We start from the raw sequence: 19,689 nt of genomic DNA, 5'->3' as shown, positions 1-19,689 counted from the left end.
TAAGGTGGTACGGGATGCTACCGCCGATGCTCGGGCTTGCGCTGGATCCCTTTCTTGGACCCGGTTCCCCAGTAGCTGGTCTCCTCCGCGAAGCAGATGTTCTCCAGGTCCGTCACCCGCTCCTGCAGGCAGCCCTGGGCATCGCTGATGGCCTGGTTGTAGATGGCGGGGCCGATCTCCTTCAGGCAGAAGCGCAGGAAGGTGCCTGCGCCCAGCTCGCCGATGCTCTCGCCATATTCCTCCGCCACGAAGCGCTGGATGGGGCCGCTCAGGCGCTTTTCGGTGTCGGGGGAGAGCTTGATGTCCATGGGGGCCTCGCCGGGTCTGTGCTGCCAGCCAGTGTGCCCCCGGTTGACGGGGAGGCGAAACGATGGACCGTGCGCCGACGAACCGACAGGCGCGCCAAGCCGCGGAGGTGGCGATTTCCAGGAGATCGCGATTCCAGCGGGGTAAAATCGGGCATGCCCCAGCGTGTTCTCCTGACCGGCGCCACCGGTTTCATTGGCAGAAACCTTCATGGCCTACTGCTAGAAGCGGGTCTTGAGGTCCGCTGCCTGACGCGAAAGCCAGAGGAGGCCTATCGTCTCTGGCCGGATCGGTGCTGGGTGGGAGGGGACCTCGGCGCCCCCGAGTCCCTTGCGGCGGCGCTGGAGGACTGTGACATCGCCTACTACCTGGTCCACGGCATGGGGTCCCACCGACCCGGCTGGGCCGAAGAGGAGCTGCGCTGGGCCGGAAACTTCGCCCGGGCCGCGGAGTTGGCGGGCGTAGGCCGGATCATCTACCTGGGGGGCGTGGCGCCCCAGGGGCCACCCTCGGAGCACCTGCTTTCCCGCTTGAACACGGGGGCGGTACTCCGGGCCGGGGCGGTGCCCACGCTGGAGCTTCGCGCCGGGATGATCATCGGTGCCGGCAGCGCCTCCTGGACCATCGTGCGGGATCTGGCCGCCCGCCTGCCGGCGATGGTGTTGCCAGCGTGGCTCTCGCACAAAAGCGAACCCGTGGCCTTGGCGGATGTGTTGGCCGCCCTCCAGGCGGGCGCCCACCTCGAACTGACCGAATCCACCTGGTGGGACATCCCGGGCCCAGAGGCCCTCTCCGGCCGGGAGATCCTCCTGCGCCTCGCTGCGGTCATGGGCCGGAGACCTGTCCTGCTTAAGATCCCCTTCATCACGCCAAGGCTCTCCTCCCACTGGATCCGGCTGGTGACCCGGGCCGACTACGCGGTGGCGCGGGAGCTGGTCGAAGGGTTGACGTCGGATCTGATCGCCAGCCGTCCTGGCTACTGGGATGCAGCCGGACTTCCCCCGCCGATCGGGTTGGAGGAGGCCGCCATCCGGGCCCTTGCCGCAGAAGCCGGGACCATCTCGCGGGCTGGCAGGTTCGCGGAAAACATGGCCGGCTGGCTCACGCCCCGGAGTCAGGCGGGGTCGGGCCAGGCTCGTCGCTAGGAGGGGCCTTCGCTCCCGGGTCGTCTCCGGCCGCTGGCTTGCTGAAGCGCTGGGCGCGAAGGTGGAAATCGTCGGTGAAGGTGCGGCGCACCGGGGGAGGCGGCTCCGCTTCGGCCGCCTGGCGGGCCTTGCGCACACGCCAGAGACCCAGCGCCACCGGCAGCAGCAGCAGGATGGGATACTCCAGGAGGATGCGCTGGGGCGTCAGGAGGAACTGGGTCGGGCGCAGGCTGTCCGCATACCAGGCATCCAGGATCCACACTTCATCGTGCTCCCGCAGCTCCGCGGCCTCGGCCTTGCTGAGGGTGAGTACCCGCGTCTCCTCGCCTCGCTTCGCCGTCACGAAGTCCGTGATCTGGCTGTCCGCGTTGCGGTCCACGCTCACCACCTCTAGCCGAGAAAGCCCCGGGCGCTGCAGGTGGCAGAAGGGGTTCATGGCTAGGAGAAAGACCTGCACCGTCGTGATCCAAGCCACCGCCACCGCCAGGCCCCAGAGGCCGATGAGGGCGGGCCAGCGGTAGAGGGGGCGGGAGAGGAGGGGCATGGAGTGAGTATCCCCGAACCCGCCCCCGGGTGGGCCCGGCGGATACCATGGGGCCACCATGACCGCTGCCGCCGCAACCCGCCCGTCCCTCGGCCCCGACGGCCGGCTGCTCTTCGTGACGCGGGCGGCGCGGATGTTCTCGTATGGCTTCCTCTCCGTGGTGCTGGTGCTGTACCTGGCCGGCCTCGGCTTCAGCGAGGGGCGCATCGGCCTGCTGCTGACCCTCACCCTGGTGGGCGACACGCTCATCTCCCTCTGGATCACCCTCCACGCGGACCGGGTGGGTCGCAAGCGCATGCTCGCCCTGGGCGCGGCGCTCATGGTGCTGGCGGGGGTGCCCTTCGCCCTCAGCGGCGACTTCACGGTGCTGGTGCTGGCCGCCACCTTCGGCGTCATCAGCCCGTCGGGGAACGAGGTGGGCCCCTTCCTGGCCATCGAGCAGGCGGCCCTGTCTCAGGTGCTGCCTGAGGACCGCCGCACCGGCGCCTTCGCCTGGTACAACCTCACGGGGTCCTTCGCCACCGCCCTGGGCGCCCTGGCCGGGGGCTGGACGGCCCAGGCCCTGCAGGGGTCCGGTCTCGCCCCCGTGTCCAGCTACCGAGTGCTGGTCTTCGCCTACGCCGCAGTGGGCCTGCTGCTGGCGGGACTCTTCGCCAAGCTGAGCGGGGCCGTGGAGGCGCCGCCGGTGGCCGCCGCGGCCGGGCGCTGGGGACTGCACGCCTCGAAGGGCGTGGTGTTGAAGCTGTCGGCCCTGTTCTCCCTGGACGCCTTCGCCGGGGGCTTCGTCATCCAGAGCCTCGTGGCCTACTGGTTCCACCAGAAGTTCGGCGTGGCCCCTGGCGCGCTGGGCTCCATCTTCTTCGTGGCCAACGTGCTGGCGGGCCTCTCCAGCCTCTACGCGGTCCGGCTGGCGGGGCGCATCGGCCTCATCCGCACCATGGTCTACACCCACATCCCCTCGAACGTGCTGCTGATCCTGGTGCCGCTCATGCCCAGCCTGCCCCTGGCCGTCGCCATGCTGCTGTTGCGCTTCAGCATCTCGCAGATGGACGTGCCCACGCGCCAAGCTTACACCATGGCCGTGGTGGCGCCCGACGAGCGCTCCGCGGCCGCCGGCGTCACCGGCATCGCCCGCACCACCGGCGCGGCCATCTCGCCGGTCCTGGCCGGCCCCCTGCTCGCCGTCCCCGCCCTCGCCGGGCTGCCCTTCTTCATCGCGGGGGGCCTCAAGATCCTCTACGACCTGCTGCTCTACCGGAGCTTCAAGGCCTCGGGCGACCAGCGTTGAGCGCAGTCCCCGCAGGGCTTGGCAATTGAACTCTAAAATAGTATTAATCCGATCAGAACATGATGTTCCAACAAGATATTTCCTATCCAGGTTGAATCCGGAGGGCTAGCATCAGGACCGCCCTCCGGAGGTGGGCCGCCATGTTCCATGCAACCCTCAAGTCCCTGCTCCCCAAGCTCGCGTTCGTCCTGGCGCCAGCCCTGCTCGCCCAAAGCGGCCCTATGCCGCCGCCCCCGCTGATGCTGTTCGTTCGCGAGGAGGTCAAGCCCGGCCACGGCGCGGGCCACGCGGCCACGGAGTCCGCGTGGACGCGGGCCCTGACCAAGGGCAAATCCAAAGACCACTACATCGGAATGAGCGCCCTCACGGGGCCCTCCGAGGCCTGGTTCATCATGGGCTACGCCAGCTATGCCGACTGGGAGTCCAAGCAGAACGAGTTCGAGAAGAACGAGGCCCTCAAGGCCGAGATCGACAAGATCTCGCAGCAGGATGGTGAGCACCTCAGCGGCACCCGCACCATGCTCGGCACCTGGCGCAAGGACCTGAGCTACGGGCCGGGAGTGGAGATCGGGAAGATGCGCTACTTCCGCATCCGCACCTTCCGCGTGAAGCAGGGGCAGGGCAAGGCCTTCGAGGAGGGGGTGAAGATGGCCCTCGCCGCCTACAGCAAGAGCGCCTACCCGTCCTCCTTCGCCTTCTACGAGATCGCCGCGGGCACGGGTTCGCCCACCTACCTGGTGCTGCGTCCGCTCAAGTCCCTGGCGGAGATGGACGGCATGGCAGCGTCCGAGAAGGCCTTCCAGGAGGCCCTGGGCGAGGATGGCCAGAAGGCCATGGCGAAGGTCTTCACGGACACGGTGAACGTGGTGGAGAACCAGCTCTTCGCCTTCAGCCCCAAGCTGAGCTTCCCCGCGCCCTTCGTCGTGGCCAGCGACCCCGGCTTCTGGACGGTCAAACCCCCCAAGGGCGCAAAGTAGGCAACAGGTCGGGGGCGGGCCGGGCCTAGAGCATCGGTCCGCCCTCGGCGGCCTGTTCCATGTGGCCCTGAAAGCCCTTCATGACCAGGCCGTGGATGACGGCCTGGGTGTACCGGTAGAAGAACCAGGGCAGGGCCGGGTTGAAGTCGTGGATGGCGAACAGGGTGAACCGGCCGCCCGGCAGGTCGCGGAACTCCAGGCGGGCTGTGCGTCCCCCCAGCATGTGGGCTAGGGCGCCGCCGGTGATGAAGTACATGCGGCGGTCCGGAGTGCTGTGGGTGGGCTTGAAGTCCAGGCGCAGGAGGCGGAGCCGCGTCAGCCGCATCCGCACCGTCCAGGAGCCGTCAGGGTCGCGCTCCGTGGTTACGAAGAGGCTCATCAGCGCCCCCAGCCAGGGGAAGTAGCGCTCTGCCACCCACTCCGCGTTCCGTCCCTGGGGCAGGCGCAGGCGCTGGATGGAGCGCACCCGGCCCAGCTGGCGGATGGTCTCGTCGTCCTGAGTTCGCTGGGAGCCGGCGGCCTCCCCCTCGACGGCCTGGAGGGATTGCTGCAGCGAACGCTCAAGACACTGCTTCAGGGGTGTCCACTCCCGGGTCACGGCCTGCTGCACGGCGTTCGCCTCGCCGTGGGACTCGGCCGAGAACATGTCCAGCAGGTAGGTGAGGAAGACCGGATGGAGCTCGGGGTTGAGGCGCTTCAGGAGGGTTGCGAAGGCCCCCTGGGGCAGGTCCTGCCAGGGGGTGAAGTGGATGGGATGGCCCAGCAGCTCGGCGGTGTCCTCCAGCATCCGCCTCAGGCTGGTGGGTTCGGGGCCGAAGATGTCGAAGCTCCCGCCGAAGGTGTCCGGACGGCCCACGCAGTGCTGGAAGGCCCTCAGCAGGGCCTCCAGGGTCAGGGGACGGACCTCATTGGTGGCCAGGTGGGGCAGGGGGATCCGCGGCAGGCTTTGCACCATGTGCACCAGCAGCCGGGCCAACTCGCCGCCGGGCCCAACCACCAGGCCCGTGCGCAGCACAGTGAGCGGTACGCCGTGGGAAGCCAGCACTTCTTCCCGCTCCAGGGCGTCCCGGCCAGTGGGCCGCTCCGAGGCGGCCATCAGGGGGGCCCGGCAGAGGAGCTGCCGCACTCCATTGCGGGCCGCGGCCCAGGCGAAGTTGTCGGCCACCAGCAGGTCCATGTCCCGGGACTGGGCCTGGTCCAGCCGCGCCGAGGGGTCGCGGTTGTGCACCAGGTACACCGCGTAGTCCACGCCCTCCAGGGCCCGGGCCAGCTCCAAACGGGAGAAATGGTCGCAGCTGCGCACCTCGTCCTGCGGGCGCGGCGGCGTGCGGGTCAGCGAGCGGGTGAGGATGCGCAGGTCGAAGCGGTCGCCCAGCGCCTCGCAGAGCGCCGCCCCGATGAAGCCGCTGGTGCCCGCGAGGGCGACCCGGGGGCGGGGGGAGGAGGCAGAGGTGGACACGGGCCGAGCATAGCTCAGCTTTTACCGGTGTTCCCCGGTGATTGCTGTTTGGGAGGGCAGCAGGTCCACAAAGGCCTGGATGGCCTGCAGGCAGGCCCTGGGTCGGGTCTGCAGGAGCCAGTGCGGGCCCTGCAGGGTGGTGATGTCGAGCTGGGTGCGGTGGGCGCGGATCCAAGCCGTGGCGGCCCAGGGCACCAGGCGGTCCTGCGCAGCCCGGAGGCTGAGAATCGGCACCTGGATCTGAGCCAGCAAGGCGGTGTGGTCCACCGCAGCCACGGCCAGGGTGCGGCCCTTCATGGTGGCCGTGGGGAAGTGGGGCAGCATGGCCGTGGTGAGCTGGACCAGGGCCCCGGAGGCGCGCTTGCCCAGCAGCAGACGGCGCAGAAGGGGCAGGGGCAGCTGCAGGGGCGGCAGCAGGCGCAGCAGGGGGCGCAGCCAGAGCCACTCGGGGCGGGGGTTCCGGGCGAAGCTGCTGCAGAGCACTACGCCCTGCAGGCCCTCCGGCTGCTCCGCCGCCAGGGCGATGGCCACGGGGCCGGAGAAGGACTCTCCCAAAAGCAGGAAGGGCCGGCCCGTGGGCAGCTGCGTGCGGGCGAAGGCGATGCAGTCGGGGTAGGTGGTCAGCTCAGGTGGATAGCGAACCACCCGCGTCTCCAGGTCCCCCGCGGCATGCACGAAGGGCTCGAACATGCGGCCCGTGCCGTCCATGCCGGGCAGCAGGACGAGCAGGGGGCGTTCCTCGGGCGGGGGCATGGGGCGAGTATCCCAGGAACCGCTGCTTCGCTCATGCTTTGGCTTGATGGGTGTCCATCAGCGGGTGTTGATTCGTCAGCCCAGCGGCTCTTCATGCTTGCAGTTCGGGCAGACGAGTACCTGAATAGGATCCTTCCCGCGGGGTTTCTTGGTCTTCTCGCCCATGGTGGGGTTCTTGCACGCGGGGCAGGTGACGGGTACGGGCTTGTCCCAGGCGGTGTAGTCGCACTTGGGGTAGTTGGTGCAGCCGTAGAAGACCTTGCCGAAGCGCGTCTTGCGGGGGCTGATGCCGCCGCCGCACTTGGGGCAGGGCAGGCCCAGCACCTCCTTCTTCACGGTCTTGCAGGCGGGATAGTCGGTGCAGCAGACGAACTCGCCGTAGCGGCCGTGCCGCTTCACGAAGCCCTTGCCGCAGTTGGGGCACTTCTCGCCCGTGGGCTCGTCCGGCGGCACGGGAATGCCCTTGGGATCGGCCTTCACGATGCCCTTGCACTTGGGGTAGGTGGGGCAGGCCCAGAAGGGGCCCCACTGGCCCTTGCGCAGGTTCATGGGTGTGGTGCCGCAGAGCGGGCATTCCGGCGCGTCCTCCGGCTCCTCCATCTTCTCCAGGTCCGCCGTGTAGTCGCACTTGTCCTTCTCGACCTCGGCACCGTAGTTGGTGCAGCCCACGAAGAGCCCGTTGCGGCCGATGCGCTTGAGCAACTTACCGGCGCCCTTCTTGCGGGTGCCGCACTTGGGACAGGCCTCGCCCGTGGGCACGCCCGCCTTGAGGTTCTGCATGTCCTGCCCGGCGGCGGCAAGCGACGCCTCGAAGGGTCCGTAGAAGTCCGTCATGGCCTTCTTGAAGGTGAGCTTGCCCTCCTCGATGCGGTCGAGGTTGCCCTCCATGCCCGACGTGTATTTGGGATCCATGAGGTCATGGAACCCCTGCAGCAGCAGCTCGGTGACGGTCATGCCCAGGTCCGTGGGCTTGAAGCGGCCCTCGACCTTCTTGACGTAGTCGCGGTCCTGGATGGTGGCGATAATGCTGGCGTAGGTCGAGGGCCGGCCGATGCCGTCCTCTTCCAGCTCCTTCACCAGGGTGGCTTCGTTGAAGCGGGCGGGGGGCTTGGTGAACTGCTGGTCCGCGTCGAGCTGCTCAAGCTTGAGCGCCTCCCCCAGCTTCATGGCGGGCAGTAGGGCGTCGTCTTCGTCTTCTTCTTCAGGCCCCTTGGTGGCGTCGGCGATGGCCTCGGCTTCCACTTCAGTCTTGTCGGCGCGGTACACGGCCAGCCAGCCCGCGAAGCGCTCGATCTCGCCCTTGGCCTCGAACATGGCCGTGTCCTTGCCCACCTCGGCCTCGGTCTGCACCACGGTCTCGTCGAAGCGGGCGGCCTCCATCTGGGAGGCCATGGTGCGGCGCCAGATCAGGGCGTAGAGCCGGAACTGGTCTGGTTCGAGATGTCCACGCAATGATTCAGGTGTGCGTGTGATGTCCGTGGGGCGGATGGCCTCGTGGGCGTCCTGCGCCCCGGCCTTGCCTGCGTACACGCGGGCCTTGGCGGGCAGGAACTCCTTGCCGTACTTCGCCGCGATGAACTCGCGGGTGGCCTCCACGGCCTCGGGGGCCATGCGGGGCGAGTCGGTGCGCATGTAGGTGATGAGGCCCACGGGGCCTTCGCCGAAGTCCGCGCCTTCGTACAGGCGCTGGGCGTTCTGCATGGTGCGGCTCACGCTCATCTTCAGCTTCTGGGCCGCTTCCTGCTGGAGCTTGGCGGTGGTGAAGGGGGCCGCAGGGTTCCGCTTCTTCTCCTTGGTTTCGAGGCCCGTGACCTTGTAGTCGGCCTTCTCCAGCTTCGCCTTCAGATCCTTGGCCTGGACGGCGTCGCCCACCCTGCGCTTGGTCTCCTTGTTCCCCAGCTGCAGGGGCTGACCCCCCAGCTTCACGAGCTTCATCCAGAAGGAGGGCGGCAGCTTGGCGGCGAACCTGCCCTTCAGCACCCAGTACTCGACGGGATTGAAGGCCTGGATCTCCAGTTCGCGGTCCACGATGATGCGCACGGCCACGCTCTGCACGCGGCCGGCGGAGAGGCCGCGGCGCACCTTGTCCCAGAGCACCTGGCTGACCTTGTAGCCCACCAGCCGGTCCAGCACGCGGCGGGCCCGCTGGGCGTCCACCAGCTTCTTATTAATGACCGTGGGCGCGGCCATGGCCTTGGCGATGCCCGCCGGGGTGATCTCATTGAAGAGGACGCGGCTCACGGGCAGGCTCTTGGGCGGCTTGATGGCCTCCAGCAGGTGCCAGCTGATGGCCTCCCCCTCGCGGTCAGGGTCCGTCGCGAGGATCAACTCGTCAGCGGTCTTGGCGGCGGCGCGGAGTTCCTTGACCACCTTCTCCTTGGCCGGGCTGATCTCGTACTCCTCCTGGAACCCGTTCGCGATGTCCACGCCCAGCTTCTTCGGCAGGTCCCGGATGTGGCCCACGGAAGCCATGACCTTGTATCCCTTGCCGAGATACTTGGTGATGGTCTTCGCCTTCGATGGGCTTTCGACGATCACGAGCTTGGTCACAGACATCTCCCTTGGGGCCACCGCCGCCTGACTCAGAACCACAATTCCGTCTCAACGATAGGAGCGGCATGAGGCGCCGTCACAGGCCTGCCAGAAAACGCTGTCAGCCCTGAACGGCCCCTAAGGATGGAACCTAAGGGCGTCCCTTTGTCAAGTGACCCGAATGGGGCCGAGGTCCTCCAGCAGTCCGGCGGTGGAGATACAAAATATTGTAGTAACTTATCTTAGCAATGAATTGGGCCCTTCGGCAGATGGATCTTCGGGGGAGCCGGGGCAGACCCAGAACTCCTTGCCCAGGCCCAGGGCGAGGCGGGCGGCGACCAGGGAGCGGGACTTCAGCCGGGCCTCGACCACCAGGACGCCTTCGGTCCAGGCGGCCAGCAGCTAGTTCCGCCGGGGGAAGTGCCACTTCCGGGGCGGGGCCTCGGGCGGGAAGGGGGTGATCACGCCACCTCCGGCCGCGACCATGCTGTCCATGAGGGGCGGGTGCTCCGGTGGATAGGGGTGGTCGAGGCCCGAACCCATGACGCCCCAGGTGGGGCCGGATTCCAGCGCCCCGGCATGGGCCGCCCCGTCGATGCCCCGGGCCAGGCCTGAGAGCACGGCCACGCCCGCCTCCGTGAGGGCCTTCGCCCATGCCCGGGTGCGGGCCCGGCCGCGGGTGCTGGCCTGGCGGCTGCCCACGATGGAGAGGAGCGGGGCCACCGGTGGCAGGGTCCCCCGCACCCAGAGGGCCACCGGGTAGGGCAGGGGCGCCAGCAGGGCATCCACCCCCTCGTCACCCGGCAACAGCATACGAGCACCGCGCTCCGTGGCTTCCTGGTGTCGGCGGGGCAGGTCGGCCCCCAGGACGGCCAGGGCCTGGGCCTGCTCCGGGGACAGTGCCGGGCTGCTCCGGCCTGTAGGGCGGCCCAATACTCGGCCTTCTGGCGCTCGGTCCAATCCAGAATGGTGAATTCGAGGGCCTAGAGGCGGAAGTCCACGGCGGTTCCTAGGGGGGGGAGTCAGATGGAATCCAGCTATCCTGGATGGGACAAATGGCGCAGCGCAAGGCCTTTCCCCTTGCGCAATGCGTGGGCTTGGCTACACTGGTTCTTCTGGCTGTTTTCACCTTTGGTTCGTGAGGTTCCCATGTCCCGTCAGTGCGAAATTTGCGGCAAGAAGCCCCAGTTCGGCAACAACGTGTCGCACTCCAACAACATCACCAAGCGCCGGTGGAACCCGAACATCCAGCGCGTCCGCGCCCTGGTGGGCGGCGCCCCCAAGCGCATGCGGGTCTGCACTTCCTGCATCCAGGCGGGCAAGGTCCTCAAGGCCTGCTAGGTCCCTGAGGCTTGGCGAAAAGGCGGCCCCCGGGGCCGCCTTTTCCATGGTCCGGAGTCCTTCACTCCCAGGCGGTGCATTCCGAGGCAGGGACGTGTCGGTGCCAGAAGGTGTACGATCCGGCAGGAGCTGGTGCATGGCGTATCTGGATTGGCAGCCCGAGTATGCCGTGGGCCACGGCAAGATCGACGAGGAGCACCGCACGCTTCTGGATGCCATGAACCGGTTGCACGAGGTTGCAGACCAGGGCCAGGACAAGGCCGAAGTCGCCAAGCTCCTCAACTTCCTGCGGGACTACACGGTGACGCACTTCAGCATGGAGGAGGCGCTGATGCTGCGACACAACTACCCGGGGGCCTCCGCTCACTTCGCGGCGCACGCGGATCTGGTGCTGCAGGTGAGCGACTTCATCGCGGGCTTCCGCGTGGGCCGCGTGGCAGGCGTGGAGGCCATGCTGGCCTTCCTGCGGACCTGGCTGATGGAGCATATCCAGGTCACGGATAGGGCACTGGGGGCCTTCCTGCAGAGCCGGGGCGTCGAGGCCTGACCGGTGGCCGCTACACTGGCCCCATGCTGCTCGGCCTCGACACCACCACGGAGATCCTCCACCTGGCGCTCATCCAGGGGGACCGCGTATTCACGCGGCGCGTGACCTCGGGCGTGGGACGAGGCCATAGTGAGCGGCTGCTCCCCACCCTGGAAGAGCTGATGGCCGAGGCTGGCGCCGCGCCCATGGATCTGAGCGGCGTGGCCGCCTGTCTGGGCCCTGGCGGCTTCACGAGCCTGCGCATCGGCGTGGCCACGGCCGAGGGCTTCGGTCTCACGGGCCTGCCCACCTGGGGCTTCTCCGCCTTCGCCCTGCGGGCCGAGGCCCTGCGCCAGGCGGGTGTGGCCGGGCCCTGCTGGATCCTGCTGGACGGGCAGCGCGGCGAGGCCTTCCACCAGCGCTGGGAGGACGGACCCACGGAAGCGGCGGCCAAGCACCTGCTGACCACCCTGCCCGGGCGCATCGGCGCCGAGGCCTGGTGGGCTCCCGAGGCCTTCGCGCCCAGGGTCGAGGCCCTGCTGCCCACGGGCCGGATCGTCCTGGCGGATGAAGGCGAAGCCACCCTGGCGGGTCTGGTGGCCCTGGCCCGCCGCGTGGCCCAGGGACCGCCGGAAGCGCCGCTGGTGCCCTTCTACCTGCGGGAGACCGACGCAGAGGTGAACTTCCCCCACGCCGCCGCCCATCTGTCGGAGGCCTTGCGCCGGGGGGTGGCGCGATGACCGGCCCCCGCCTCCAGCGGCTGAGTGCCGGCGAGGCTCTGCCTTCCTGGGTGACCCGCCTGGACCGCACGGCCTTCGGTGCGGTCTGGAATGCTCCCGCCGCCCATGAGGTGCTGTGGCTCCTCCCCGAGGTGGCCTTCGCCCGGTGGGCCTGCATTCCCGCCGCAGGCGAGGCGGAGCTGCTCCGCATCGCCGTGGATCCGGCCCACCGGGGCGAGGGGCTGGGCCAGCGGCTGCTCACGGCTTGCCAGGACGCTCTGGCAGCGGAGGCCATGGAGGACCTCCACCTGGAGGTGCGCGCCTCGAACCTGCCGGCCATCCGCCTCTACCGCGCCTGCGGCTGGGAGCGCTGCGGCCTCCGGGCCGGCTACTACCCGGATGGGGAGGACGCCCTGCTGTTCCGGTGGGCCCATAGTTGACCTTGGCATCTTGACCAATGGGACCTGATCGCTCATATTTGGAGCCTCCCCGGCGGTGACCCATGCTCGGCATCTCGCGACAGACGGATTATGCGGCCCGCGTGGTGCTGCACCTGGCCTGCCTGGCCCCCGGCGCCAAGGTGCCCATCGCCGACATCGCCAAGCACCGCATGCTGCCCCTGGACTTCGTGCGGCGCATCGTGGGCGACCTGGTGAAGGCAGGCGTCCTGGCCACCACCCGGGGCTCGGGCGGCGGCGTGAGGCTGGCCCGGCCCGCCGCGGACATCTCCCTGGGTGAGGTGGTCCAGGCCATGGAGGGCGGCGTGGCCCTCAACCACTGCGTGAGCGACCGCCGAGTCTGCCCCCTGGCTTCTGCCTGCCCTGTGCAGTCCGTGTGGGTGGAGGCCACCCAGGTGCTGGAGGGCTACCTGGCCTCCGTGCGCTTCGACGCCCTGGCCCAGCGCAGTGAGCTCCACCAGCCGGCCCACCTGCGTGTGCAGGAGATTGGCCGGGTGCGCGGAGCCGCCCGTTGTATCGCGCCGAAGGGAGCCCTGGCCTGAGTGCTGCGCCACCTGCAGGCGCGCGCCTCCCGAAACTCTGGATCAGCGTTGTAACAGCACCACGCGGTTGCTGTTGGTGCCCTTGTCGTTGTTGCCCACGCCCCAGATGTGGGCGGTCTTGGTGAAGGTCTGGCGGTTCACGAGGACGCCGTGGGCCCTGAAGCCGGCGCGCAGGCCCAGGGGCAGCACTACCTCGTCGAGGCGCAGCTTGCCGCGGCGGATCTCGCCCACCTCGAAGGCCACGTAGCCGCCGCGTCTGATGAGTCGGTGCAACTCGGCGAACACCGCGGCCATGGTGTCCGACCAGCCCTCCAGGGTGCGGGGGGTGCTGATGCCCCGGCCGATGGCCTCGGCATCCAGGCCGGCGAACCAGCAGCGCAGCCAGTTGTCGCCGCTGTAGTCCACCACGTCGAGGAAGGGCGGCGAGGTGACGGTGAGGGCAATGCACCCGTCCATCAATGTGCCGGTCTCCCGGGCATCGGCCGTGAGGAAGCGGGCGTCCTGGGCCGCCATGGCGAGGTTCTGCCGCTGGCCGGGCTCAAGGCCCGACAGCAGCTGCTTCGTCTTCTTGAGGATCAGGGCGTGGGTGTCGCGGTAGGTGGGCACCTGCCCACGCTGGGCATTGATCTGCCGCTGCTTCTCCGCCGTGAGGGCTTGGTTGGGGGGTAGGGTGTACACCGAGAAGAAGCCGGGGCTGTGGCCCGTGAGGCGGTTGGTGGCCACCATGCGGATCCAGGTGTCCAGCTCGTCCAGTTCGCCACTGGCCGCGCGGGCGAGGCACCAGTCTCGAAGGCCACGGATCTCGGCCTCGGTATCCGGGTGGAAGAACATGTCGAGGTCGAGGCCATCCGTCGTGCCCACACGGGGGATCAACTCCAGCCGCTGGGCCACGGCCGCGGGTTCGGGCGGCGTGAGCCGGGGCTCGGCCAGCATGCGCGAGAGGGGGTTCACGTCATTGGCGGCCACGCGCCGGCCCAGCAGGGCGGCCTCCAGGGCCGTGGTGCCGCGGCCGCTGAAAGGATCGTAGACCCGGTCGCCGGGCTGGGTCAGGCGCTCGATGAAGTGCCGGGGCAACTGGGGCTTGTAGCAGGCCCGGTACGAGATCTCATGCAGGTTCGCGGCCTGGCGCTGCTTCGAGGTCCAGAGCTCCGCGGCTAGGCGGGGATAGGCCGCGCCCTCGGCCGCCACCACATCCCAGGCCTGGTCGGGCATGGACGGATCGGGGACGAAGCCCGCAAGGAAGCCCCGTTGCACTGCCTCCACGTCCTCTGCCGTCATCCGCTTCCGCCTGCCCTTCTGCAATCAACCAGGATAGCCTGAGGGCAATGCCTTCCCCTGCTCCCAAACGCCACCCCGAGCTGACGCGCCTCTACGTGGCGGTGGGTTTGGTTGCCGTGATCCTCATGATCTTCCTGGCCTACAAGGCGGTGGGGAACCGGGTGGCGGAGGGCGGGCTGGACGCCCCCTCCCGCTGGGCCCTGGTGGCCGTGGGGGTGCTCAACGCGCTGGCCATCGGCACGCTGCTGTTCATCGTGGCCCGCAGCCTCGCCAAGCTCTACTTCGAGCGCAAGAGCGGCATCCTGGGCTCGCGGCTGCGCACCCGCATGGTGCTGACGCTGTTCATCGTGGGCATCGTGCCCAGCCTGATCCTCTTCGTGGTGGGCCGGAACTTCATCAACAAGAACGTGGAGCGCTGGTTCAGCCCCGAGACGGAAGTGGCCATCCGTGACGGCCAGAAGATGGCCGAGGACCTGCGGGCTGCGGCCCGGGCCCGGCTGGAGTTCGGCGCGGGCCGGTTGCTGGTGTCCGCCTCAGCGGAGCCCCAGGCCATTCGCGCTGTCTCGGGCCTGGATCTGGTGGCCGCGCTCAATAGCCGGGGCGAAGGGGGCATCAAGGCCCTGGACCTCGCTCCGGGCCTGCCTCCGCCGGGCCTCCAGGAGTCAGGGACGGGGGACAGCGCCCAGGAGTCCCACGAGGGCCTGTGGATGCTGCGCCTAGTGTCGCGGGGAGACGGGCCCTGGGTGGTGGGCATCTTCATGCCCCGGGAGACCCTCGACCGGGTGCTGGCCCTGGAGCAGCGGTTCAAGGAGAGCCAGCAGATCCGGGCCAACCGGGATACCCTCCAGACCCTACCCCAGAGCACCTTCCTCTTCCTGACGCTGCTGACGCTCTTCTTCGCCGTGTGGTCGGGCCTGGCCCTGGCGAAGTCCCTCAGCGAGCCCATCCGTGCCCTGGCCAAGGCCGCCCAGCGCGTGGGCAGCGGCGACCTCGACGTGCAGCTGCCGGAGCTGGGCGAGGACGAGCTGGCCTTCCTGGCCCGCACCTTCAACGCCATGACCCGCGACCTCAAGACCAACCGCGCGGCCATCGAGGCCCAGGCCAGTCGCCTGGAGCAGCAGCGGGCCTACCTGGACCAGCTGTTGGCCGCCCTTCCCGTGGGCGTCATGAGCTGGCGCGCCGACGGCGAGCTGCGCACCTTCAATGCGGCCGCCCGCGCCTGGCTGGGCCTGGAGTCCTTCGATCCCACCGAGGCCCGCTGGGAGACAGTGGAGTCCTTGCCACGCCTGGGCCGCCTGCCCGAGCTGCTGGCGGTGGTGCGCGCCTCCAAGCGCGGCGTGCAGGAGGAATTCCGCATGGGTGGGGAGGGCGAGGGTCGCCCCGTGCGGGCCATCCTTGAGCCCCTGCAGGGCGGGGGCGTGCTCGCGGTGCTGGAGGACCTCTCGCTGCTGGCCCAGGCCGAGAAGCGCGCGGCCTGGCAGGAGGTGGCCCGTCGCATGGCCCACGAAGTGAAGAACCCCCTGACGCCCATCCAGCTGACCGCCCAGCGGCTCCTCCGGAAGAACCGGGAAGGCCGGCTTGACTCCGCCTCCGTGCAGGAGGGCGCCGAGACCATCCTGGCCGAGGTGGCCAGCCTCTCGCGCCTGGTGGACAGCTTCACCCGCTTCGCCCGTCTGCCCGTGCCCCAGTTCTCCCCCTGCGATCCCGCCGAGCTGTTGCGGCAGGTGGCCGCCCTCTACGGACCCAACCACCCCGACATCCGCTGGGAGCTGGCGCTGCCCGAGGAGCCGGTCTCCGCCCTGTGGGACGGCGACATGGTGAAACGGGCCCTCATCAACTTCGTGGACAACGCCGTGGCCGCGGTGGAGGGCAAGGGCGTGGTCCACCTCTCCCTGGGGGTGGAGGGCAGCTCCCTGCGCTTCGACGTGGCCGATGACGGCGCCGGGGTGCCGGAGACCGACCGTGAGCGGCTCTTCGAGCCCTACTTCTCCACCAAGCGAAAGGGCACGGGCCTCGGCCTGGCCATCGTCCGCCGCATCGCCCAGGATCACGGCGGCGATGCCCGCTACCAGCCCCAGACACCCGGCAGCAGGTTCAGCCTCACCCTGCCGACAGCCGGCAAGGGTTGATCAGGCCCGGCGGCGCCTCCGCAGCCAGAGCCCCAGCGGGCCGAGCACCAGCCAGGCCAGCACCACGAGCTTGAAGAGGGGGGACACGTGGGCTCCGAACCGGGGCCAGGGCCCCGCACCACCATCTCACGGCGGCGCGTATGCTGACCGGATGGAGAACCCCGTCGAAGGGAAGGGTGCGTGCCTCATCGCGGGCTGCGGCTACACCGGGACCCGGTTGGCGAGGCGCCTGCTGGGCACAGGCCCCTTGCTGGCACTGGTGCGGGGGGCGACCTCCGCGGCGGCCCTCCTCGGCGAGGGCATCCCCGCAGCGGCGATGGACCTCGACCGGAAGGCGCCGCCCCCTCTCCTGGATCTGCCGAAGGACCTCGCCTCCGTGGTCTATCTGGCCCCCCCCGCGGGGGTGGGAACGGAGGACCTCCGGCTCGCCCGGTTCCTCGTGGCGCTGGGTTCGGCCCGCCCGCAGGCGTTCGTGTATGTCAGCACCACGGGCGTGTACGGGGATACGCGCGGAGCCACCGTGGACGAGGCCAGCCCGGTGGCTCCGCAGGAGGATCGCTCGAAGCAGCGCTGGGATGCGGAACGGCGGGTCGTCGGCTGGTGTGGGGAGCGGGGCGTCCGGTCGGTGATCCTGCGCGTGCCGGCCATCTACGGCCCCCACCGCCTGCCCCTGGACCGGCTGCGACGGGGGGAGCCCGTGCTGCGAGACGAGGACTCGGGGCCTGGCAATCGCATCCATGTGGATGACCTGGCGGCGGCCTGCGCGGCGGCGCTGGGCCGGCCTGTCTCCGGGGTGTTCAACGTGACCGATGGGGCCCCCGAGAGCATGGCGGCCTTCACCATGCGCGTCGCGAATCTGGCGGGCCTGCCTGCGCCGCGCCGCGTCTCCTGGGCCGAGGCGCAGTCGGTCCTGAGCCCAGGAATTCTGAGCTTCCTTCGGGAATCGCGCCTGGTCACGAGCCGCAGGTCCCTGGAGCTGGGCTGGACGCCGAGGTACTGGAACCCCGAGGATGGCATCCGGGCCAGCCTGGTGGAGATGGGCTGGAATCCTAGTAGCGCAGGACGCTGAAGACCGGCAGGCCCTCGACCTTCTCGCGGCCCGGCAGCGAGGTCAGCTCGATGAAGACGGTGAGGGCCAGGGGTTGGGCCCCGGTGCGCTGAATGAGGCGCTGGGCGGCGGCGGCGGTGCCGCCGGTGGCCATGACGTCGTCCACGATGAGTACCCGGTCCCCGGCCTTGAAGGCGTCTGTGTGGATCTCCAGGGCGTCCGAGCCGTACTCCAGGCCGTAGGCCTCGGAGTAGGTGGCCATGGGCAGCTTGCCGGGCTTGCGGGCCGGCACGAAGCCGACCCCCAGCTTCTGGGCCAGGGCGCTGCCGAAGATGAAGCCGCGGGACTCCAGGCCCAGCACATGGGTGGGCTGGAGGGCCAGGACCGGCTGCGCCATGGCGGCCACGGCCTCGCCAAAGGCCTCGGCGCTGGCCAGCAGGGGCGTGATGTCGCGGAAGAGGATCCCCGCTTTCGGGAAGTCCGGGACGTCGCGGACGAAGGAGCTGAGGGGCGAAGTGGTGGGCATGGCTACCTGCGGATCTCGAAAGGAAAGGGTAGGGAGGATCGCATATCCAGGGCCCCCCAGTCCAGTCGGGAGACCTGCCCGAAGGCGGGCCCCTGAGCCAGCCGGGCACGGTAGGCCGCCAGCGCAGGCTCAGGGCCCTCGGCCTCGCCGCAGACCGAACCATCGGCGTCGTTCCGAACCCAGCCCGCCAAGCCGAGGGCCTGGGCTTCGCGCTGGGCGAAGCGCCGGTAGCCCACCCCCTGGACCCCCCCGTGGACGCGGAAGGCGACGGCCACGGCGCTACCGGTTGAAGGCCGTGTCGAAGTCGGCCTGCCGCGCCAGGGTCTCGGGGCAACCCAGATCGAGCCGCAGGGGCGTCACGCTGGCGAAGCCGTGGAAGACCGCCTCGGCGTCGCTGCCGGGGGCCTTGGCGTAGGTGGGGCCCGCGTCGCCGCCGATCCAGTAGTAGGGGGTGCTGCGGGGGTCCGTGCGGCGCTCCACCAGGTCGTGGTAGGCGCGGCTGTCCTGGCCCGTGAGGTGGAAGCCCTTGGGCTCACCCTTGGGGAAGTTCACGTTCCAGATGCGGTTGGCGGGCAGGTCCATGGTCTCCCAGCGCTCCAGGAAGCGGACGATCCAGGGTTCCACCAGCTCCAGCGAGCCCCCGGGATGGTTCGAGAAGGCGGCGGCCCGCGCGCCCTGCAGGCGGCCTTCAAAGGCGGCGCCCACCGTGCCGGAGTAGAAAACGTCCTCGCCGAGGTTGAAGCCGTGGTTGATGCCGGACAGCACCCAGTCGGGCTTCTGCTTCAGCACCTCGCAGACCCCCAGCAGCACGCAGTCCACCGGGGTGCCGTCGCAGGCGAAGCGGTCAGGGCCCACCTCGTTCAGGCGCAGGATGTTGTGCAGGCTCAGCGCCGAGGAGATGGCCGAGCGGTTGCGGTCGGGGGCCACGGTGACCACCTTGCCGAACCGCGCGGCGGCCCGGGCCAGGGCCGCGATGCCGGGGGACCAGAGGCCATCGTCGTTCGTGAGCAGGATCAGGCGTTCGGACATGCCCCAGTCTACCCCGTGGGTGCGGGCCGGCTTCGCTGTCAGGATGGAATTCACCTCCTGGTTCCATGGACGCCGACCTCCCGATGCCCTCTGCCCTGCCCATCCCCCTCGGGGAGGCGGCGGCCCCGTCCGGTCGCGCCGCGATCCTGGCCCGGCTCCGTGAAAGGATGGTGGCCTTCGCGGCATCCCGGTACGCAGGCGCCCATGCGGAGGACCTGGCGCAGGAGGTGCTGATGCTGCTCCATGAAAAGTACGGCCACCTGGACCGGAGCGAGGACCTGCTGCCCCTGGCCTTCCAGATCCTGCGCTTCAAGCTGGCGGCCCACCGCCGCAAGGCCGCCCGCCGGGGCGAGTTCGATGCGGTGGACGTGGACCAGTTCCCGCCGGCATCGGACGCACCCGACCCGGCCACAGTCCTGGAGCGCAAGGAGCTGCTGGCGAAGCTCCTGGGGGGCATCGCCCGCATGGGTGAGCGCTGCCGCGAGCTGTTCCGCCTCAAGCTACAGGGGCGCAGCTTCGCCGAGATCCAGGGGCTCATGGGCGCCACGACTCTGAACACCGTCTACACCTGGGACCACCGCTGCCGGAAGCAGCTGCTGGACCTGCTGGGCGGGAGCTGGGAAGCCGCCAGAGGGGGGGCGCCATGAAGCAGCGCGACGCCGAGAGGCTCCTGGGCGGTCATGCCACCGGCACGCTTACCGAGGCTGAGCGGGCGGCGCTCTTCGCCGCGGCCCTGGAGCAGCAGGAGGTCTTCGACGCCCTGATGGACGAGGAGGCCCTGCGGGAGCTGCTGGCGGATCCCGTGGCCAAGGCCCAACTGCTGGAGGCCCTCGCCCCTGCGGCCGCGCCCAAGATCGTGCCCTTCTGGCGCCGAACGGGCGTGCTGGGCGCGGCGGCCAGCCTGCTGGTGGCCTCCCTCGCGGGCATCGCCTATCTGCGCAGTCCTGGCCAGGCGCCGCCCTCGCTCCGCCAGGAGACAGACAAGTCCCCTGCCGCCAAGGATGTCGCGGCACCAACTGCAGCGCAGTCGGCTCCGCCAGCCGCGCACAACCGGGCTCCCACGGAGAAGGCCAAGGAGGCTCCGGCGCC

At 69.6% G+C, this 19,689-nt stretch carries 20 protein-coding genes and 2 pseudogenes; 12 read left to right on the top strand and 10 right to left on the bottom strand.

Going from position 1 to position 19,689, the window contains the following annotated elements; genetic code table 11:
• Positions 1-17: 17 nt before the first annotated feature.
• On the bottom strand, positions 18-308 hold the full coding sequence (locus WAS25_RS13630; RefSeq protein ID WP_422313015.1) for a DUF2164 domain-containing protein: 291 nt from the start codon (positions 306-308) through the stop codon (positions 18-20).
• A 153-nt stretch (positions 309-461) separates the two neighbouring features.
• On the opposite strand from WAS25_RS13630, the gene WAS25_RS13625 reads away from it, so the two are divergent.
• Positions 462-1,451, top strand: a complete 990-nt coding sequence (locus tag WAS25_RS13625; RefSeq protein ID WP_422313013.1) for an NAD(P)H-binding protein — start codon at positions 462-464, stop codon at positions 1,449-1,451.
• Here the strand turns inward: WAS25_RS13625 and WAS25_RS13620 are convergent.
• Positions 1,408-1,995: a hypothetical protein gene (locus WAS25_RS13620; RefSeq protein ID WP_422313011.1), complete on the bottom strand. Its 588-nt coding sequence runs from the start codon at positions 1,993-1,995 to the stop codon at positions 1,408-1,410. The two genes, WAS25_RS13625 and WAS25_RS13620, sit on opposite strands and share 44 nt — an antisense overlap.
• Before the next feature lie 58 nt (positions 1,996-2,053).
• Here WAS25_RS13620 and WAS25_RS13615 point away from each other — a divergent pair, with 58 nt between their 5' ends.
• A complete protein-coding gene (locus WAS25_RS13615; RefSeq protein WP_422313009.1) occupies positions 2,054-3,283 on the top strand; it encodes an MFS transporter in 1,230 nt (409 codons plus the stop codon).
• Between the two features lie 140 nt (positions 3,284-3,423).
• Positions 3,424-4,260 (top strand): hypothetical protein, encoded by an 837-nt coding sequence (locus tag WAS25_RS13610; protein ID WP_422313007.1) that lies wholly within the window; start codon positions 3,424-3,426, stop codon positions 4,258-4,260.
• 25 nt (positions 4,261-4,285) lie between these two features.
• On the opposite strand, the gene WAS25_RS13605 is transcribed toward WAS25_RS13610, so the two are convergent.
• The 4 genes and pseudogenes from WAS25_RS13605 to WAS25_RS13590 all read right to left on the bottom strand — a co-directional run bounded on the left by WAS25_RS13605 (position 4,286) and on the right by WAS25_RS13590 (position 9,817).
• Entirely contained in the window at positions 4,286-5,719 is a 1,434-nt protein-coding gene (locus WAS25_RS13605) for an NAD(P)H-binding protein (protein WP_422313005.1), read from the bottom strand.
• 21 nt (positions 5,720-5,740) lie between these two features.
• On the bottom strand, positions 5,741-6,472 hold the full coding sequence (locus tag WAS25_RS13600; RefSeq protein WP_422313003.1) for an alpha/beta fold hydrolase: 732 nt from the start codon (positions 6,470-6,472) through the stop codon (positions 5,741-5,743).
• 75 nt (positions 6,473-6,547) lie between these two features.
• The gene (gene topA / locus WAS25_RS13595; protein ID WP_422313001.1) at positions 6,548-9,028 is read right to left on the bottom strand and encodes a type I DNA topoisomerase; all 2,481 of its coding nucleotides are present in this window, start codon (positions 9,026-9,028) and stop codon (positions 6,548-6,550) included.
• A gap of 213 nt (positions 9,029-9,241) precedes the next feature.
• A pseudogene (locus tag WAS25_RS13590) lies at positions 9,242-9,817 on the bottom strand (DNA-processing protein DprA).
• 336 nt (positions 9,818-10,153) lie between these two features.
• Between WAS25_RS13590 and rpmB the strand changes: the two are divergent.
• The 5 genes from rpmB to WAS25_RS13565 all read left to right on the top strand — a co-directional run bounded on the left by rpmB (position 10,154) and on the right by WAS25_RS13565 (position 12,590).
• Positions 10,154-10,345 (top strand): 50S ribosomal protein L28, encoded by a 192-nt coding sequence (gene rpmB, locus WAS25_RS13585; protein ID WP_422312999.1) that lies wholly within the window; start codon positions 10,154-10,156, stop codon positions 10,343-10,345.
• Between the two features lie 136 nt (positions 10,346-10,481).
• On the top strand, positions 10,482-10,892 hold the full coding sequence (locus tag WAS25_RS13580) for a bacteriohemerythrin (RefSeq protein ID WP_422312997.1): 411 nt from the start codon (positions 10,482-10,484) through the stop codon (positions 10,890-10,892).
• 23 nt (positions 10,893-10,915) lie between these two features.
• The gene (gene tsaB, locus WAS25_RS13575; protein WP_422312995.1) at positions 10,916-11,611 is read left to right on the top strand and encodes a tRNA (adenosine(37)-N6)-threonylcarbamoyltransferase complex dimerization subunit type 1 TsaB; all 696 of its coding nucleotides are present in this window, start codon (positions 10,916-10,918) and stop codon (positions 11,609-11,611) included.
• Entirely contained in the window at positions 11,608-12,030 is a 423-nt protein-coding gene (locus tag WAS25_RS13570; protein WP_422312993.1) for a GNAT family N-acetyltransferase, read from the top strand. Before tsaB ends, WAS25_RS13570 begins: the two co-directional genes overlap by 4 nt.
• Positions 12,031-12,092: 62 nt before the next feature.
• On the top strand, positions 12,093-12,590 hold the full coding sequence (locus tag WAS25_RS13565) for an RrF2 family transcriptional regulator (protein ID WP_422312991.1): 498 nt from the start codon (positions 12,093-12,095) through the stop codon (positions 12,588-12,590).
• A gap of 42 nt (positions 12,591-12,632) precedes the next feature.
• Here WAS25_RS13565 and WAS25_RS13560 read toward each other — a convergent pair whose 3' ends face one another.
• Positions 12,633-13,868 carry a DNA methyltransferase gene (locus WAS25_RS13560; RefSeq protein WP_422312989.1) on the bottom strand — a complete coding sequence of 412 codons (1,236 nt, stop codon included), beginning with the start codon at positions 13,866-13,868 and terminating at the stop codon, positions 12,633-12,635.
• A 47-nt stretch (positions 13,869-13,915) separates the two neighbouring features.
• Here WAS25_RS13560 and WAS25_RS13555 point away from each other — a divergent pair, with 47 nt between their 5' ends.
• Positions 13,916-15,997 (top strand): ATP-binding protein, encoded by a 2,082-nt coding sequence (locus WAS25_RS13555; protein ID WP_422312987.1) that lies wholly within the window; start codon positions 13,916-13,918, stop codon positions 15,995-15,997.
• Between the two features lie 151 nt (positions 15,998-16,148).
• The gene (locus WAS25_RS13550) at positions 16,149-17,066 is read left to right on the top strand and encodes an NAD-dependent epimerase/dehydratase family protein (protein WP_422312985.1); all 918 of its coding nucleotides are present in this window, start codon (positions 16,149-16,151) and stop codon (positions 17,064-17,066) included.
• Here the strand turns inward: WAS25_RS13550 and WAS25_RS13545 are convergent.
• The 3 genes from WAS25_RS13545 to surE are packed head-to-tail and all read right to left on the bottom strand — an operon-like array spanning position 17,047 to position 18,654.
• Positions 17,047-17,571, bottom strand: a complete 525-nt coding sequence (locus tag WAS25_RS13545; protein ID WP_422312983.1) for an adenine phosphoribosyltransferase — start codon at positions 17,569-17,571, stop codon at positions 17,047-17,049. The genes WAS25_RS13550 and WAS25_RS13545 overlap by 20 nt on opposite strands.
• 2 nt (positions 17,572-17,573) lie before the next feature.
• Complete coding sequence (locus WAS25_RS13540; RefSeq protein ID WP_422312981.1) at positions 17,574-17,846, bottom strand: acylphosphatase; 273 nt, start codon at positions 17,844-17,846, stop codon at positions 17,574-17,576.
• A 4-nt stretch (positions 17,847-17,850) separates the two neighbouring features.
• Entirely contained in the window at positions 17,851-18,654 is an 804-nt protein-coding gene (gene surE / locus WAS25_RS13535; RefSeq protein WP_422312979.1) for a 5'/3'-nucleotidase SurE, read from the bottom strand.
• 11 nt (positions 18,655-18,665) lie between these two features.
• Between surE and WAS25_RS13530 the strand changes: the two genes are divergently transcribed.
• Both WAS25_RS13530 and WAS25_RS13525 read left to right on the top strand, forming a co-directional pair.
• Positions 18,666-19,247, top strand: coding sequence for an RNA polymerase sigma factor (locus tag WAS25_RS13530; protein WP_422312977.1), 582 nt, complete (start codon positions 18,666-18,668; stop codon positions 19,245-19,247).
• Positions 19,244-19,689 (top strand): annotated as a pseudogene (locus tag WAS25_RS13525) (hypothetical protein); the annotation flags it as partial. The gene WAS25_RS13530 and the pseudogene WAS25_RS13525, both read left to right, overlap by 4 nt.

This window comes from Geothrix sp. (assembly GCF_049292215.1).
Lineage (GTDB): Bacteria > Acidobacteriota > Holophagae > Holophagales > Holophagaceae > Geothrix.
The sequence above is the reverse complement of the archived record's forward strand: the minus strand, read 5'-3'. Positions and strand labels throughout refer to the sequence as shown.